We start from the raw sequence: 16,068 nt of genomic DNA, 5'->3' as shown, positions 1-16,068 counted from the left end.
GGTGCGCGGACCGGCGGCGTCCGTTCTGAGACACTTGGCCCGATGACCGCAAACCACCAGAGCTCACGGCACGTCAGGGCCCGTGCCGAGATCGATCTCGCCGCCCTGCGTGCCAACGTGCGCGCCCTGCGCGCCCGGGTCGCCCCCGGTGGCGCGCGGCTCATGACCGTCGTCAAGTCCGACGCGTACGGGCACGGCATGGTGCCGGTCGCCCGCGCGGCCCGTGCCGCGGGTGCGGACTGGCTCGGCACCGCCACCCCGCACGAGGCACTCGCGCTGCGCGCGGCCGGGGACGAAGGCCCCCTGCTGTGCTGGCTGTGGACGCCGGGCGACCCGTGGGCCGCGGGGATCGAGGCCGGTCTGGACATGGCCGTCAGCGGGATGTGGGCGCTGCGCGAGGTCACGGCCGCCGCGCGCGCGACCGGCCGCCAGGCCAGGATCCAGCTGAAGGCCGACACCGGCCTCGGCCGCAACGGCTGCCAGCCCGCCGACTGGCCGGAACTCGTCGGCGCCGCGCTCGCCGCGCAGGCCGCCGGGGAGGTCCTGGTCACCGGCCTGTGGTCGCACTTCGCCTGCGCCGACGAGCCGGGCCACCCGTCCGTCGTGGCGCAACTGGACGTGTTCCGCGAGATGCTGGCGTACGCGGAGAAGGAGGGCGTCGAGCCGGAGGTGCGGCACATCGCCAACTCCGCCGCCGCGCTGACCCTCCCCGAGAGCCACTTCGATCTGGTGCGCACCGGGATCGCCACGTACGGCATCGCCCCGAGCCCCGAACTCGGCACCGCCGGGGACTTCGGGCTGCGGCCGGTGATGACGCTGTCCGCGTCGGTCGCGCTGGTCAAGCAGGTCCCCGCGGGCCACGGCGTCAGCTACGGGCATACGTACACGACGCCCGGGGAGACGACGCTCGGCCTGGTCCCGCTCGGATACGCGGACGGCATCCCGCGCCACGCGTCGGGGCGCGGGCCCGTGCGCGTGGGCGGCGAGGACACGTGGCGGCGGGTCGCGGGCCGGGTCGCCATGGACCAGTTCGTGGTCGACCTCGGCGGCGCGGTCGTCGAGCCCGGCACCCGGGCCGTCCTGTTCGGCCCCGGCGACGACGGCGAGCCGACGGCCGAGGACTGGGCGCAGGCGGCGGACACGATCGCGTACGAGATCGTCACCAGGATCAGCGGACGCGTACCGCGCGTCTTCCTGAACGAGGACGCGTCCTCGAACGCGGACGAACCGGAGCATCCGTGACGCGGTGAGGCGGGATGTCCCGGCGCGGTGACGTGGCGGGGCGGGCGGTCGGGCAGGCTGGAGTACGCGGATCGCGCGGAACCCGCGGAGGGCATCACCACCACCGGGACCACCGCGGCCCCGGAACCACGGAAGGCGGAGGCTCGTGAGCGAGGACAGCGCGGCGCGGGACGTGGCACAGGCCGCGACCGCCGCGGTCGGGGCCACCACGGCGGCGGCCTCCGCGGTCACCGGCAGCTGGCGGCGAGCGGGCCTCGCGGGCGCCGCGATAGGCGTGATCGCGGCGAGCGCCGCCGCGGGCGTCGCCATCGACAAACTCACGGTCAGCCGTGGCATGCGCCGCAGGGCGCGGCTCGCACTCGACACGGCGGGCCCCTACGGCACGCTGCGCGGCACCCCGGGGCGCGCGATCGCCGACGACGGTACGGCGCTGTACTACGAGGTTGATGAGACCGGCGATGCCGAGCAGGCGGGCGAGGGCGAGGCGGCCCCCGGCACCGGCGAAGCGCCCGGGAGCGACACATCGGCGAGGCCCGGCAAGGCGGCGAAGGGCGCGAAGGGCACGAAGGCGGACCCGACCGGCGCGGCCCACGCGGCCGCCGGCACCCCGCCCGTGACCGTCGTCTTCAGCCATGGCTACTGCCTCAACCAGGACTCCTGGCACTTCCAGCGCGCCGACCTGCGCGGTCGTGTCCGTACCGTCCACTGGGACCAGCGCAGCCACGGCCGTTCGGCCCGCGGCGCCGCCCAGAGCGGCCCCGACCCCGAGCCCGTCACCATCGAGCAACTGGGCCGCGACCTGAAGGCCGTCATCGACGCGGCGGCGCCCGAGGGCCCCCTCGTCCTGGCCGGCCACTCCATGGGCGGCATGACGATCATGGCGTTGGCGGACCAGTACCCGGACCTCATAAGAGAACGCGTCGTCGGCGTCGCCCTCGTCGGCACGTCGAGCGGGCGGCTCGGCGAGATCACGTACGGCCTGCCGGCCTTCGGCGCCAACGCGGCGCGGCGCGTGCTGCCCGGTGTGCTGAAAGTGCTCGGCGGGCAGTCCGCGCTGGTCGAGAAGGGCCGCCGCGCCACCGCCGACCTGTACGCGGGGATCATCAAGCGCTACTCGTTCGGCGGGCAGGACGTCGATCCGGCGATCGCCCGCTTCGGCGAGCGGATGATCGAGAACACCCCGATCGACGTCGTCGCGGAGTTCTACCCGGCGTTCACCGACCACGACAAGGTGCAGGCGCTCGCCGTCTTCCTGCGCACGCCCGCGCTGATCCTCGCGGGCGCCGACGACCTCATCACCCCGAGTTCGCACAGCGAGGCCATCGCGGACGTCCTGCCCGACGCGGAACTCGTCCTGGTCGAGGGCGCGGGACACCTGGTGATGCTGGAGCACCCCGACGCCGTCACCGAGCGGCTCGCCGACCTGCTGGCGCGCGCGGGCGCCCCCGGCTTTGCCCGTAACGTTGGCGGGCATGGAAGCACCGCACAACAGCCCCGCGACTGACCGGCGGCCCGCGCCCGGCGCGGAGATCAACCTCGACACCCCCGACCGCATGCGCGACCTGGGCCGTGCGCTCGCCGCGCTGCTGCGCCCCGGCGACCTGGTGATGCTCACGGGCGAACTGGGAGCGGGCAAGACGACCCTGACGCGCGGGATCGGCGAGGGCCTCGGCGTGCGCGGGGCCGTCACGTCCCCGACGTTCGTGATCGCGCGCGTCCACCCGCCGCTCGCGCAGGGGCCCGCGCTGGTGCACGTCGACGCGTACCGGCTGAGCGGTGGCCTGGACGAGATGGAGGACCTGGACCTCGACGTGTCGCTGCCCGAGTCGGTGGTGGTCGTGGAGTGGGGCGACGACAAGGTCGAGGAGCTGTCGGACGCGCGCCTCCACGTTCTGATCGAGCGCACCAGGGGCGCCGGCGAGGACACCGGGAGAGCCGACGCCGGGGGTGCCGCCGGCGGGGACCTCCTGCCGCCCGAGGACGACGGGCGGCGCCGCGTGAGGCTCGTGGGGTACGGGGAGCGCTGGGCGGGCCCGTCGCTCGCGGCGCTGGCGGCGTCCTTCGCCTGAGGTGCGACGGCGTGGGGCGCGGGCGCTCTGTTCGAACGTCCCGACAGGATGTCGGCAAGATGTTGCGCGCTCCGCCGCGGGCGTGGTCCCATGGAGGCGCAGTCGGTGGTTAGGGCTGCCTAACCCCACGTGCCCCCGGAGCCCAGGAGGCAGTCATGACGCCGCCCCAGCGCGAGCCACGGACCCCGTCGCGGACCCCCATGGGACCGGACGGCGGTGCCGGACCGTCCGACGTGTCGATGAGTGATCTGCTGGCGTCCTGCGCCGCTGCGTCCGCGGTTTCCACGCCGCCGGCGCAGGGGGCGGAAGCGGACGCGCGGGGGAGCGGGCCGGACGCCGGCCAGGAGCGGGAATCCGAGCAGGAGACGCGGCCGGGCCGCCGAACGCGCCACCGCGCCCCGAGGCGCGCCGCCGCGCGCTGACCGCCTCGGGCGCCGTGAGGCGCGTGCCGCGCGGCCACCGCCCGTGGAGTCGTCAGGCCGCGTGTGCCGCTGCCACGCTGCCACTGCTGCCGTGCGTGACCGGCGCCCGGCGAAACGATGCCCGGCCGCGGCGCCCGGCGCAACGATGCCCGGCCGCGGGGTTCGGCCGCGGGGTCCGGTGGGCCGAAACAGGAGGGCGGGTCCGGGGAACGCGGGAAGCCCGGGAAGCGATCAGGGAAGGACGACGATCGTCGAGCCGAAGGTCGCGAAGGTCCAGAGCGCGTCGGCGTCCGCCCTCTTCATCCGTACGCCGCCGGTCTTCTTCGACGGGTCGGGCGCGGGCGTGGAGCCGTCGCGTGCCGCGCTGAAGCCGATGACCACCGTTCCGACCTTCGCGAAGATCACGTCGTGCTCGATCGGCACCCCGTCGGAGCCGGTGAGGCTGTCGGACCGCTGGGTCACCGTGTAACTGCCGGCCGTCGGGTCGACCGTGCTCGGCTGCACGGTGAACGTGCGCGTCACCGCGCCGTCCTTGCCGACCAGCCAGACGCGGTGCGCCTTCAGCCCGTACACCACCCGCGCGCCCTGCCCCGAGCCCGTGGGCAGCGCCGTCGGATCCTCGCGGGGACGCTGGGGCCCGTGTGCGACGCGGGACGGCGAAGCGCTGGGGGCGGCGGTAGCCCCGAGGGTGCTTGGCGCGTTCGCCGACGCCTGGTAGGCGAGGAACCCGACCACGGCCAGTGCCGCGGCCGTGAGCCCGGCGACGATTCCCGAGCTGCTCCGTGACACCTGTCTTCAGCCACCTCTCGTGCGTCTGTGCGGTACCTGCGTCTTGACGTGTCGTGACGCGGCTGACGGTAGCAGGAGGGTACGGGCGACCAGGGGCGCCGCGACCCCCGCCGCCGGGGCCGTAGGCTGTTTGCGTGCTCCTGCTTGCCGTCGATACCGCCACCCCCGCCGTCACCGTCGCGCTCCACGACGGCGGCTCCGTCCTCGCCGCGGAGAGCGACGTGGACGCGCGCCGCCACGGCGAACTGCTGCTGCCGGCCGTCGACCGGGTCCTGGCCGAGGCCGGGGTGAAGCTCGACGCCGTCACGGACCTGGTCGTCGGTGTGGGACCTGGGCCGTACACCGGGCTGCGCGTCGGCATCGTCACAGCGCTGACGTTCGGCTCCGCGCTCGGGCTGCCGGTGCGCGGGCTGAGCACGCTCGACGGCCTCGCGTACGCCTCCGGTCTCGACACCCCGTTCGTCGTCGCGACGGACGCGCGCCGCAAAGAGGTCTACTGGGCGCGCTACGCCGACGCCCGCACGCGTCTCACGGAACCGGCGGTCGACCGGCCCGCCGACCTCGCGGAGACCGTGGCCGGCCTGCCGGCCGTCGGCGCGGGCGCGGTCCTGTACCCCGAGGTGTTCCCGGACGCCCGGGGCCCCGAGCACCAGTCGGCGGCGGCCCTCGCGGCCCTCGCGGCCGCTTTGCTGGCGGACGGCGGCGGCGCCCGCGGCGGTTCCGAGGACGCCGGCCATCCTGCCCCGGGCTTCCTGCCGCCGCTCCCGCTGTACCTGCGCCGCCCGGACGCGCAGGTGCCGAAGAACTACAAGGTGGTCACCCCGAAGTGAGTGAGGCCGTGCCCGTGCCCGTCGCACTCCGCGAGATGCGCTGGTGGGACATCGAGGCCGTGCTCGAACTCGAGGACGAGCTGTTCCCCGAGGACGCCTGGTCCCCCGGCATGTTCTGGTCGGAGCTCGCGCACGCGCGCGGCCCCTTCGCCACGCGCCGCTACGTCGTCGCCGACGAGGGCGGCCGGATCGTCGGGTACGGGGGCCTCGCGGCCGTCGGCGGTGTCGCCGACGTCCAGACCATCGGCGTGACCCGCGACCACTGGGGCGGCGGGCTCGGCGCCCGGCTCCTGACGGAACTGCTGCGGCACGCGACCTCGTTCGAGTCCAGCGAGGTGCTGCTGGAGGTCCGGGTGGACAACACCCGCGCGCAGAAGCTGTACCAGCGCTTCGGCTTCGAACCGATCGGCTTCCGCAAGGGCTACTACCAGCCCGGCAACGTCGACGCGCTGGTGATGCGGCGCGACATGAAGGAGACACCGGGCGAGATATCCCCTGCACGGGCAGCCCGCTCGTCGGCGGGCCCGGTGCCGGCGGGCCTGGCCCCGGCGGGCCCGGTGGCGACGCCCCCTGCGGCGCCGGTGCCGGACCCCGGCTCCGGCCCTCCGGCGGGCCGGGCCACCGGCGGCTCGGCACCGGCGAACGGCAGTACGGCGCCGACGGGACCGGCGGCGGACACCGCGCCGGGATCGGCGGCGGGATCTGTATCGGCACCAGCGGGACCAGGAGGAACGGACACTGATGGCTGACGAACCACTCGTCCTCGGCATCGAGACGTCCTGCGACGAGACGGGCGTCGGCATCGTGCGCGGGACGACGCTCCTGGCCGACGCGGTCGCGTCCAGCGTCGACGAGCACGCCCGCTTCGGCGGCGTCGTGCCCGAGGTCGCCTCGCGGGCCCACCTGGAGGCGATGGTCCCCACGATCGAGCGGGCCCTCGCCACCGCCGGGATCTCGGCGCGGGACCTGGACGGGATCTCCGTCACGGCCGGGCCCGGCCTCGCGGGCGCGCTGCTGGTCGGGGTGTCGGCGGCGAAGGCGTACGCCTACGCGCTGGGCAAGCCGCTCTACGGCGTCAACCACCTCGCCTCGCACATCTGCGTCGACCAGCTGGAGCACGGCCCGCTGCCGGAGCCGACGATGGCGCTGCTGGTCAGCGGCGGCCACTCGTCGCTGCTGCTGGCGCCGGACATCACGGCGGACGTACGGCCGCTCGGCGCGACGATCGACGACGCGGCGGGCGAGGCATTCGACAAGATCGCCCGCGTCCTGCAGCTCGGCTTCCCCGGCGGTCCGGTCATCGACCGGCTGGCGCGTGAGGGCGACCCGGCGGCGATCGCGTTCCCGCGCGGGCTGACCGGCCCGCGCGACGCGCCGTACGACTTCTCCTTCTCCGGCCTGAAGACGTCCGTCGCGCGCTGGATCGAGGCCAAGCGGGCCGCGGGCGAGGACGTGCCGGTACGGGACGTCGCCGCGTCGTTCCAGGAGGCCGTGGTCGACGTGCTGACCCGCAAGGCGGTACGGGCCTGCAAGGACGAGGGCGTGGACCACCTGATGATCGGCGGGGGCGTGGCCGCGAACTCGCGGCTGCGCGCCATGGCCCAGGAGCGCTGCGCACGCGCGGGCATCGTCCTGCGGGTGCCCAGGCCCGGCCTGTGCACGGACAACGGCGCGATGGTCGCGGCGCTGGGCGCCGAGATGGTCGCGCGCGGCCGGCCCGCCTCGGCATGGGACCTGTCCGCCGACAGTTCGCTGCCGGTCACCGAGCCGCACGTACCGGCGCACGAGGCGGTCCACGCGGCAGCGCACGCTGCCGTCCACGCCCACTCCGGGACGGCGCCGGCGGGGAAGGGCCACTGATGGCGGTCACGCTGATGTGGGAGGCACGGGCCGCCGAGGGGCGCGGCGCGGACCTGCTGGCCTGGGCGCGGGCCCAGGAGCTCGACGGGGAGCCGCTGCGCCGCGAGACGTTCACCGCGCCGCAGGACCGGGTCCTGGTGCTGATCTGGTGGCCGGGTACCTACGCCACCGAGGTCCCCGAACTCCCGGAGCCTCCGGCCGGACTGATCTCCCGCCCGGTGCACCGCTGGCGCTTCGAGCCGGTCGAGGGCGACGCGTCACGGGCCGGGTGACGGCGGCCGGACCGGTTCGCCCGACACGGCCGATACCGCTGGTAGCAGGTAGCAGGTAGCAGGTAGCAGCGGCACGGGTCCGGGGCGCCGCCAGGCCGCCGGTCCGGGACACGGCACCGGGACACGCCACCGGGACACCGCTCCGGCCGGCAGGCACGCTCCGTCCCGGTGAAAAAGAAATCCGGGGCCGTGTGTCGATCCGGGGCCGTCCCGTTCGACGGGAGGGTGAAGGCGGGCACGAGCCCGCCGCCGGCCCGCAGCCGGACGATCCCCGAGGAGTCACCATGCCCCGCTATCTGATGCTGGTACGTACCGACGAGAACAACGCCCCCGCCGGCGGCCCGAGCGAGGGCCTCATGGAGCGGATGGGCGCCCTCATCGAGGATCTGACCAAGAGCGGCCACATGCTTGACACCGGCGGCCTGCTGCCGACGGCGCAGGGCGCGCGGGTCGGCCAGGAGGGCGGCAGGGTCACCGTCACGGACGGGCCGTTCACCGAGACCAAGGAGGTCATCGGCGGGTACGCGCTGATCCAGGCGAAGGACCGCGAGCAGGCGATCGAGCTGGCCCGCCGGTTCGTGGAGATCCATGAGCCGGAGTGGAACATCGTGTCCGAGGTGCGGCAGATCGTCGAGCCGTAGGGCGGACGGGGGCGCGCGGCGCGGGCAGGACCGGCCTCCGCGTACACGGTCGCGGGCCGGGCCGGGCCGGCTTTCGCGTACACGGTCGCGCGGAACGACCGCGTGGATCGTCCGCGTACGCGCCGCGCGGCCCCGGGTGTTTGCCGTCGCGGGCCATCCGGTGCTGGGATGGGTGGCCGTGACGGCTGACCACACGCTGGACGCGGTATTCAGGCTGGAGTCGGCGAAGATCATCGCCGTCGTGGCGCGGATCGTGCGCGACGTGGGCATCGCCGAGGAACTGGCGCAGGACGCGCTCGTCGCCGCGCTCGAACAGTGGCCGCGGGACGGCGTGCCCGACCGGCCCGGCGCCTGGCTGATCGCCACGGCCAAGCACCGGGCGATCGACCTCGTACGCCGCCGCGAGGCGTACGCCCGCAAGCTCGCCGAGGTGGGCAGGGCGCTGGAGGACGTTCCCCCGCCGCCGGAGCCCGCCGAACCCGACGCGATCGACGACGACCTGCTGCGGCTGATCTTCACGGCCTGCCACCCGGTGCTGTCGACGGACGCCCGGGTCGCGCTCACGCTCCGCCTGCTCGGCGGGCTCACCACCGCGGAGATCGCCCGCGCCTACCTGGTCGCGGAGCCGACCGTCGCACAGCGCGTCGTCCGGGCGAAGCGGGCGCTCGCCGCCGCGGGCGTGCCGTTCGAGGTGCCGTACGGCGAGGACCGCGCGGCCCGGCTCGCCACCGTGCTCGACGTGATCTACCTGATCTTCAACGAGGGCTACTCCGCGACGGCGGGCGATGACCTGCTGCGGCCCGGCCTGTGCGAGGACGCGCTGCGGCTCGCGCGGAGCCTGGCCGCGCTGATGCCCGGGGAGCCCGAGGCGCACGCCCTCGCCGCGCTCCTCGAACTGCAGGCGTCCCGGCTCCCCGCCCGCACCGGTCCTGACGGGGAGCCGGTGCTGCTCGCCGAGCAGAACAGGGCGCGCTGGAACCGGATGTTCGTACGGCGCGGCTTCGACGCGCTCACCCGCGCGGGCACGCTGGGCGGACCTCCGGGACCGTACGCGCTGCAGGCCGCGATCGCCGCGTGCCACGCGAGGGCGGCGGCCTACGAGGAGACGGACTGGACGGCCATCGCCACGCTCTACGCCCGGCTGGCCGCACTCACCCCGACACCCGTGGTCGAGCTGAACCGCGCCGTGGCCGTGTCCATGGCCCAGGGGCCGGGGCCCGCGCTCGCGCTGGTCGACGCGGTGGCGGGCGATCCGGCGCTGGCCGGGTACCACCTGCTGCCCGCCGTACGGGGCGACCTGCTGGCGCGGCTCGGCCGGGCGGGGGAGGCCCGCACCGCGTTCGAGGAGGCGGCGGCCCTCACCCGCAACGCCAGGGAGCGCGCCCTGCTGCTGCGCCGGGCGGCGGAGGTCTGAGCGAGCCCGGCAGCACGCCGGTCTGTGCCGGCCTGCCTGGTACGTACCCGCTCCACGGCGGCCGGTCCCGTACGCGGGTGACCCGCCCGCCGCGAACCGGCCCCGACGGACGCCTCTCGTCCTACCGGACCCGTGCCGGGGTAACGCGGGTGCGGCCCGCCGGGCCCGCACCTAGCATCCTGGCCATGAGCAGCACCGCAGCAGGCCCGAACGGCCCGCGTCCCACTGCCCTCCACGACACCGCAGGCGACAGCGACGACCGGGAAGGGGAGGCCACCGCCGGCGCCGCCGAGCCGCGGGCGAGCACGCCGCGCCCCTTCCGTATCGACGTTCCCCAGGCCGATCTCGACGATCTCCACCACCGGCTGGAGAGGACCCGCTGGCCCGACGAACTGCCCGGCGCGGGCTGGTCGTACGGGGTGCCCCTCGGATATCTGCGGGAGCTGGCGGACGACTGGCGCCACCGGTACGACTGGCGCGCCGCCGAGGCCCGGCTCAACGCCTGGCCGCAGTTCACCACCACCATCGACGGCGCCACGGTCCACTTCGCGCACCTCAGGTCACCCGAGCCGGACGCCACCCCGCTGCTCATGACGCACGGCTGGCCCGGCTCGATCGTCGAGTTCGAGCGGATCGCCGGCCCGCTCACCGACCCCCGGGCGCACGGCGGGGACCCCGCCGACGCGTTCCACCTGATCCTGCCGTCGATCCCCGGCTTCGGCTTCTCCGGTCCCACCCACGACAAGGGCTGGGAGTACCGGCGGGTGGCCGTGGCGTTCGCGGCGCTGATGCGGGAACTCGGGTACGAGCGGTACGGGGTCCAGGGCGGCGACTGGGGCGCCGTGATCTCCCGCGAGCTGGGCAGGCTGCGGCCGGAGCGGGTCATCGGCGTCCACCTGAACATGCTGTCCTCGGCGGCCGCCGCCACGGAGCCCGACGGCGAGGAACTGGCCGTGCTCGACAGCGCGCAGCGCGCCCGGACGCTCGCCTCCTGGGAGCGGAACAAGGCCTGGACGCGCGAGGCCACCGGCTACGCGGTGATCCAGGCGACCCGGCCGCAGACCCTCGCGTACGGCCTCACCGACTCGCCCGTGGGGCAGCTGGCCTGGATCGCGGAGAAGTTCCACGCGTGGTCGGACACGCGTGCCGTGCCGGCCGGGGCCGACGTCATCGACCGCGAGACGCTGCTCACGAACGTCATGCTGTACTGGCTGACCGGTACGGCGGGCTCCGCCGCCCGCGTCTACTACGAGCGGGCCCACGCGCCGCACGGGGGCGACGCGCCCCGCCCCTCGACCGTGCCGACGGCGGTGGCGGCTTTTCCCGAGGACACGTTCATGCCGCTGCGGCACATCGCCGAGCGCACCAACCGCGTCGTGCGGTGGACCGAGTACGACAGGGGCGGTCACTTCCCGGCCCTGGAGGTGCCGGATCTGCTGATCGAGGACGTGCGGGCCTTCTTCCGGGCGCTGTAGCCGGGGGAAGCCGGGGCAGCGGCGGCCCGGGACCGGGGGAAGCCGGCGGCGACGCCGCCCGCCGGACCCGGCGCCGTCAGCGGTGCGTGGGGGCTCGCGGCCTCGGGGCTTCCGGGGCACCGGCGCCGGAGGCCCGGGGAGCCCCGGGGGACCCACGGAAGCAGTCCGGGGCCCCGCGCGCGGGTCAGGCGCCGACGGTGCCGTCGATGCCCTCCCGCAGGAAGTCCGCGTGGCCGTTGTGGCGCGCGTACTCGTGCATCATGTGCAGCATCACGAGCCGCAGCGACACCTCCTCGCCCGACCGCCGGTTCACCCCTGTGACGTCCAGCGAGGCGGCCTCCCGCTCGATCCGGCGGGAGTGCTCGACCTCGGCCTCCCAGGCGGCGAACGCCTCCGCGCGGGTCGCGCCCGTCGCGTCGTACGCGCTCTGGTAGTCCATGGTCGGCGACCAGACCAGCGGCAGCCGCTCCCCGTTGATCACCATCCGGAACCAGGTGCGCTCCACCTCGCACATGTGCCGCACGAGCCCCAGCAGCGACAGCGTCGACGGCGGCATCGAACGCCGCCGCAACTCGTCGTCGTCGAGACCTTCGGCTTTCATGGAGAGGGTGGCACGGTGGAAGTCGAGGAAGGAGCGCAGCATCTCGCGCTCGCCGCCGACGGACGGCGGTTCTGGGCGTTCGGTGGTCATGTCGCGCAGGCTACCCACCACGGGTCCTGGACCGGCGGGGCCGGGGGCGTACCGGGTCGGCACCCGGACGTGACCCGGTACGTGACAAGGAGAGCACTCCTTGTTGAAGCCGTTCCTACCCGTTCCGTCCTATTCTGGAGGTGACACGCATGCGCCATTCAGGTGAAGGGGCGGCGGATGAACTGGTTTTGGTGGATATTCGTCTTCTTCATGGTGGGCGGGTTCAGCTGGATCGCTGATACCGGCCGTACGGCGCTCAGGACCAGGCACGACAGAAGGATGGAGCGCCTGAAGCTGGCGGAGAAGGGCCGGCAGGCGATCGAGGAGTCCCACAAGCTTCCGGACGCCGTCTGTGGCTGTACCCATCACCTGGCGAAGCACGACAAGACCGGCAAGTGCCACGAAGATGTGGAGGTTCCGACGGAGTGGGACGAGAACAAGAAGCCCCTCCACTTCGAACTGCGACAGTGCAACTGCCAGCAGTACGTCGGACCGCAGCCGCTGTCGAAGATCTACGCGGACGAGCTCACCGAGTTCGACGACCTGCGCTGACGTGAGGGTCGGGGCGGGGCTCCGGCACCGGAACCCGCGCCCCGCCCTCGTGCCGGGCGGCCCCCGCGGGGCACCCCGTGGCCTGCGTCGCCTCCCGTACCTCGCGCGGGTGGTCCTGCTGGATGGTCCACCGGGACGCTCCGCCGCAGGCAGTCAGGCAGTCAGGCAGCCAGGCAGTCAGGCGATCAGGTGGTCGGCGAAGGTCGCCGCCGTGTCCGAGCCGGCGCGCCCGCGCGGGACGGGAAGCGGCTGCCCCGGTCCGTGTGTGCCCGCGCCGCCTCCCTCCGACGCCCCTTCGAAAGCGGACACGGACACCCGACTGCCCCGGCGCCTGATGCGACGGTGATCACTCCCTCACCTGGCCGGGGCGGGCGGACGATCGGGGGCTGCCCCTGCTCAGCGTTGGGCGGACCGGCCGGCGGCGGCGACGATGTCGGTCGGCAGCCCGTCCGTGCCGCTGCCGCTCGCGTCCCCGTTCCCGTCCGCGTCCCTGTTCCGGCCGTCGAGGCCCGTGCCGCCGCCGGGCAGGACGGTGTTCGCGGCGTAGACGACCCCGGGCGGCGGATCGTCGTCGCCCTCCGGGTGCGCGTCCCAGAAGTTGCCGACGAACGCGACGTTCTCCAGCGGGAGCGCCGGGCGCAGCAGGGCCGGCGTGTCGGCCCCGCGGACGACATTGCCGAGAACGGTCGTCCACGAGCAGGCGTAGTCGGTGTAGAGGCCGAAGTTGTACGGCGTGACGACGTCGAGCAGCACGTTCCCGCGCACGAGGGTGCCGCTCGCGTAGGAGTCCCCCTGGCGGCCCGCGAGATAGACACCGCCGCCGTCGGCGAGGACGAGCAGGGACCGGCGGACGAGGTTCTCGGTGACCCGCACGCGTGCGGCGCGGTCGCCGCCCATGACGACGATGCCGGAGTACGGCACGTCGTGGATCTCGTTGTGGGCGACCACCACGTCCCGCGCGTCCGACACCCACACCGCGGAGGAGCCGTGGAACTCGGCGCCGATGTCCCGCAGCAGGTTGTCCTCCACGCGGACACCGTCCGCCGAGTCGACGGAGATGCCGGGGCCCGACACGTCCTCCACGACATTGCCGACGAGGGCGGTACCGGCGCCCCCGCCCTCGACGGCGACGGCGCCGGCCCCGAGGTGGGTGAAGGTGTTGTCGCGCAGCACGAGGTCCGCGCAGTCGCGCAGATCGACCGCGGACGGCACGCGCGCGGGCGCTCCGGGGACCACGAGGTGGGCGGCCCCGTCGAACAGGTCGACCCGCTCCAGCGGTCCTTCGTCCTGGAACGTGTTGCCGTGGTAGTGCGGGAAGCCACCGGGGGCGCTCGGCCGCTGCCAGGCGGCGTGCGCGAACGTCAGCCCCCGCAGGGTGATGCCCGCGGCCCCCCGGGCGGTGAGGAGCCGCTCCAGCAGCGGGATGGTGAACACCGCCGCGGCGGGGTCCTCGCCGGGCAGCGGGAGGTAGTGGAGGGTGTGGTGGCCGGGGACCGAGGTGTCGAGGGCGAAGGTGCCCGGTTCGGTGAGGAAGCTGGGGCTGTTCTCGGCCGATGTCGGAAGGCCGAGCCGCCCCCAGGAAGCCCCACCGCTCTCCTCCCGCGCACCGCCACCGTGGACTTCCGCCGCGTAGAGGGCGTTGGCGCGGGAGAAGCCCGGCTCGGCGAGGGTGAAGGTGGTCGAGCGGGCGTCACCGCTGATGGACGCGACGCGCAGGCGCGCCTCGGACCACGGGTACACGCCACGGAAGACGAACTCGATGGAGGCGGGGGAGCGCCACGCCTGCGGGGCCGTGCTGTCCGTTACATAACCCGTCTCGGTTTTCGTAACGGTACCGGGGAGGGGGGACGCGCCGTGCGGCGTGCCGGCCCGGTGCGCACGCCGGTCGTCCACGTACAACTGGCGGGGTTCCAGCGACCCGGTGCCGGCCCGCCAGGTGCCGTCGCCGACGGGAGTCCATCCCGTGACGGGGGCACCGCCGCTGAACACCACGGATTCGGCCGCGTCGGTGCCGTATCCGTACGGCTGGTGCGTGACGCGCCGCCCGCCGGGCCCGGATCCGCCGTCGCCGGAGCCGAGGTCCAGGGGCTCGGGCAGGGCGTACGTGCCGGCGCGGTAGGTGACGAGGACGTCGCCGCACCCGCCCGGCGTCCGGGCGAGGGCGGCACGCACCGCACGCAGGGCGCCGTGGGGCCCGGCGAGCGGCCGCTCGGGCGTGCCCGGGGCGGAGTCGTCGCCCCAGGGGGCGACATGGAACGCGACGGCGGCGGACACGGCCGGTCCGGCTGATCCGATGGGTGCGGGAGGTGCGGGAGGTGCGGGAGGTGCGGCAGGTCGGTCTGGTTCGGTGGGATGGGCTGACATGGCTGAGGGACCCCCGTTGCGGGACACCGGGACGACCGTACGACGAGGCGTACGCCGTACACAATTGGTGTGCAGCATAGACGCGCGGCTAAGGTGGCTGTCAACGACAGCGGGCGGCCCGGGGAGTCAGGGTGGTGGACGTACGGCGGACGGTGGATCTGCTGTTCGGCGTGGCCGAGGACCGGCCGGGGCTGACCGTGCCCCGGATCGTCGCGGCGGCGGTCGAACTGGCGGACGCCGACGGCCTGGAGGCCCTGTCGATGCGGCGCCTCGCGGAACGGCTCGGGTTCACGACGATGTCGCTGTACCGGCACGTGCCGGGCCGGGCCGAACTGGTCGAGCTGATGCGGGACGCGGCCTTCGGTGAGCTGTCCGCGCGGGATCCGGCCGAAGCGCCGGCCGGCGACTGGCGCGCCGGGCTTCAGGCCTGGGCCCGCACCCACTGGGAGTTGCACCTGCGCCACCCGTGGCTGGTCACGACGGACGGCAGCCGCAGGCTTCCCGGGCCGCACACGCTCGCGGACTACGACCACGCCCTCGCCTGCGCGGAAGGCACCGGACTGAGGCCGTCGGAGTCGGCGCAAGTGGTGGCGCTGTTGGCGGGGTTCGTCCTGTCGGCGGCGCGGCAGGCGCACGACGTGCTGCGCGAGGAGCGCGAGTCGGGCGTCTCGCACGTCCAGTGGTGGCACGGCCAGAACAGACTGGTCGAGCGCATGGTGCCGTACCCGGCGATCGCCAGGTACGGCATGAGCGGGGCGTTCGACGAGCCGGAGGACCCGTTCGACTTCGGCCTCGCGTGCACCCTGGACGGAGTGGAGGCCATGGTCCGGCGCAGGCACCGGACCACGGCGTCCGGCGACGGGCTCCGTGACGAAAAGAGCGATGCGCGGCGGGAGCCCGAGACATTTCGTAACGACCGCAACGACGACCCCAGTGACTCCGACGACCCCGACGACCGCGACGGCCGGACCGGGGCCGCCCCCGACGCGGCCGAAGGTGACACCGCCGAGGCCGCCACCGGTTCCCCGCACCTCTCACCGCCGCGCTGCGACGTGTGTGCGACGGCCGTCCCCGCCCCGGCGCGCGGGCGCCCCCGCCGCTACTGCTCCCGGGCCTGCCGCCAGCGGGCCTACCGAAGGCGGGCGCGGGCCTGACGCGTGGCCAGGGCCGGGCCCCGGCGGGCGCCCGGCGCTCCAGGCCGAACGGGGGCCGGGCCTCGGCGTTCGCTGTCGAGTCGGGCGAACCGCGCCGGTGCGTAGCGCTCCCCGGCGACGGCGGAGGGGGATACCGCCTCCTCGACCGCGGCGAGCAGGTCCTCGCAAGGTCATCCCCGGGCGACCCGCCCTCCCGTATGACAACCATGGGTTGACATCGACAACACGGGGTTGTCGCCATGGCTCCATGGCACCCCTCGGAGACCTTTCCGCACACCGCGCGACGCTCGACC

14 protein-coding genes and 1 pseudogene are annotated in these 16,068 nt (G+C 74.5%); 12 read left to right on the top strand and 3 right to left on the bottom strand.

Annotation, left to right across the window (positions count from 1 at the left end; translation table 11 throughout):
- Positions 1 to 42: 42 nt before the first annotated feature.
- The 3 genes from alr (at position 43) to tsaE (ending at position 3,311) form a co-directional block, all read left to right on the top strand.
- Positions 43 to 1,242: an alanine racemase gene (gene alr, locus OG310_RS13520; protein ID WP_329456136.1), complete on the top strand. Its 1,200-nt coding sequence runs from the start codon at positions 43 to 45 to the stop codon at positions 1,240 to 1,242.
- A gap of 172 nt (positions 1,243 to 1,414) precedes the next feature.
- A complete protein-coding gene (locus OG310_RS13515) occupies positions 1,415 to 2,746 on the top strand; it encodes an alpha/beta fold hydrolase (RefSeq protein WP_443078847.1) in 1,332 nt (443 codons plus the stop codon).
- Positions 2,715 to 3,311, top strand: coding sequence for a tRNA (adenosine(37)-N6)-threonylcarbamoyltransferase complex ATPase subunit type 1 TsaE (gene tsaE / locus OG310_RS13510; RefSeq protein ID WP_329456134.1), 597 nt, complete (start codon positions 2,715 to 2,717; stop codon positions 3,309 to 3,311). The genes OG310_RS13515 and tsaE overlap by 32 nt, the downstream gene beginning before the upstream one ends.
- A gap of 653 nt (positions 3,312 to 3,964) precedes the next feature.
- Here tsaE and OG310_RS13505 read toward each other — a convergent pair.
- Positions 3,965 to 4,522 carry a L,D-transpeptidase gene (locus OG310_RS13505; protein ID WP_329456133.1) on the bottom strand — a complete coding sequence of 186 codons (558 nt, stop codon included), beginning with the start codon at positions 4,520 to 4,522 and terminating at the stop codon, positions 3,965 to 3,967.
- Positions 4,523 to 4,656: 134 nt separating this feature from the next.
- Here OG310_RS13505 and tsaB point away from each other — a divergent pair, with 134 nt between their 5' ends.
- From tsaB to OG310_RS13470, 7 genes and pseudogenes are all read left to right on the top strand, one after another.
- Positions 4,657 to 5,352: a tRNA (adenosine(37)-N6)-threonylcarbamoyltransferase complex dimerization subunit type 1 TsaB gene (gene tsaB, locus OG310_RS13500; RefSeq protein ID WP_329456132.1), complete on the top strand. Its 696-nt coding sequence runs from the start codon at positions 4,657 to 4,659 to the stop codon at positions 5,350 to 5,352.
- Positions 5,353 to 5,387: 35 nt separating this feature from the next.
- Positions 5,388 to 5,831, top strand: a pseudogene (rimI, locus tag OG310_RS13495) (ribosomal protein S18-alanine N-acetyltransferase); the annotation flags it as partial.
- Between the two features lie 262 nt (positions 5,832 to 6,093).
- A complete protein-coding gene (gene tsaD, locus OG310_RS13490) occupies positions 6,094 to 7,212 on the top strand; it encodes a tRNA (adenosine(37)-N6)-threonylcarbamoyltransferase complex transferase subunit TsaD (protein ID WP_329456131.1) in 1,119 nt (372 codons plus the stop codon).
- Complete coding sequence (locus OG310_RS13485; RefSeq protein WP_329456130.1) at positions 7,212 to 7,484, top strand: hypothetical protein; 273 nt, start codon at positions 7,212 to 7,214, stop codon at positions 7,482 to 7,484. Before tsaD ends, OG310_RS13485 begins: the two co-directional genes overlap by 1 nt.
- Positions 7,485 to 7,768: 284 nt before the next feature.
- Entirely contained in the window at positions 7,769 to 8,125 is a 357-nt protein-coding gene (locus tag OG310_RS13480) for a YciI family protein (protein ID WP_329456129.1), read from the top strand.
- A gap of 178 nt (positions 8,126 to 8,303) precedes the next feature.
- Complete coding sequence (locus OG310_RS13475) at positions 8,304 to 9,539, top strand: RNA polymerase sigma factor (protein ID WP_329456128.1); 1,236 nt, start codon at positions 8,304 to 8,306, stop codon at positions 9,537 to 9,539.
- Between the two features lie 185 nt (positions 9,540 to 9,724).
- Entirely contained in the window at positions 9,725 to 11,014 is a 1,290-nt protein-coding gene (locus OG310_RS13470) for an epoxide hydrolase family protein (protein WP_329456127.1), read from the top strand.
- A 184-nt stretch (positions 11,015 to 11,198) separates the two neighbouring features.
- Here the strand turns inward: OG310_RS13470 and OG310_RS13465 are convergent, their stop codons facing one another.
- Positions 11,199 to 11,705 carry a DinB family protein gene (locus tag OG310_RS13465; protein ID WP_329456126.1) on the bottom strand — a complete coding sequence of 169 codons (507 nt, stop codon included), beginning with the start codon at positions 11,703 to 11,705 and terminating at the stop codon, positions 11,199 to 11,201.
- A gap of 177 nt (positions 11,706 to 11,882) precedes the next feature.
- On the opposite strand from OG310_RS13465, the gene OG310_RS13460 reads away from it, so the two are divergent.
- Positions 11,883 to 12,257 (top strand): hypothetical protein, encoded by a 375-nt coding sequence (locus tag OG310_RS13460; RefSeq protein WP_329456124.1) that lies wholly within the window; start codon positions 11,883 to 11,885, stop codon positions 12,255 to 12,257.
- A 396-nt stretch (positions 12,258 to 12,653) separates the two neighbouring features.
- On the opposite strand, the gene OG310_RS13455 is transcribed toward OG310_RS13460, so the two are convergent.
- Positions 12,654 to 14,531, bottom strand: a complete 1,878-nt coding sequence (locus OG310_RS13455) for a right-handed parallel beta-helix repeat-containing protein (RefSeq protein WP_329456123.1) — start codon at positions 14,529 to 14,531, stop codon at positions 12,654 to 12,656.
- 221 nt (positions 14,532 to 14,752) lie between these two features.
- On the opposite strand from OG310_RS13455, the gene OG310_RS13450 reads away from it, so the two are divergent.
- Entirely contained in the window at positions 14,753 to 15,775 is a 1,023-nt protein-coding gene (locus OG310_RS13450; protein ID WP_329456122.1) for a TetR/AcrR family transcriptional regulator, read from the top strand.
- The last annotated feature ends 293 nt before the right edge of the window (positions 15,776 to 16,068 follow it).

Source organism: Streptomyces sp. NBC_01497, from assembly GCF_036250695.1.
Taxonomy (GTDB): domain Bacteria; phylum Actinomycetota; class Actinomycetes; order Streptomycetales; family Streptomycetaceae; genus Streptomyces.
Note: the sequence above shows the minus strand (reverse complement) of the source record. Positions and strands in the feature narration are given on the sequence as shown.

What these genes read in the sequence shown, in the direction of transcription:
- alr (WP_329456136.1), top strand. Translation starts at nt 43, where the DNA reads ATGACCGCAAACCACCAGAGCTCACGGCACGTCAGGGCCCGTGCCGAG.
- tsaE (WP_329456134.1), top strand. Translation starts at nt 2,715, where the DNA reads ATGGAAGCACCGCACAACAGCCCCGCGACTGACCGGCGGCCCGCGCCC.
- tsaD (WP_329456131.1), top strand. Translation starts at nt 6,094, where the DNA reads ATGGCTGACGAACCACTCGTCCTCGGCATCGAGACGTCCTGCGACGAG.
- OG310_RS13485 (WP_329456130.1), top strand. Translation starts at nt 7,212, where the DNA reads ATGGCGGTCACGCTGATGTGGGAGGCACGGGCCGCCGAGGGGCGCGGC.
- OG310_RS13480 (WP_329456129.1), top strand. Translation starts at nt 7,769, where the DNA reads ATGCCCCGCTATCTGATGCTGGTACGTACCGACGAGAACAACGCCCCC.
- OG310_RS13470 (WP_329456127.1), top strand. Translation starts at nt 9,725, where the DNA reads ATGAGCAGCACCGCAGCAGGCCCGAACGGCCCGCGTCCCACTGCCCTC.
- OG310_RS13465 (WP_329456126.1), bottom strand. Translation starts at nt 11,705, where the DNA reads ATGACCACCGAACGCCCAGAACCGCCGTCCGTCGGCGGCGAGCGCGAG.
- OG310_RS13460 (WP_329456124.1), top strand. Translation starts at nt 11,883, where the DNA reads ATGAACTGGTTTTGGTGGATATTCGTCTTCTTCATGGTGGGCGGGTTC.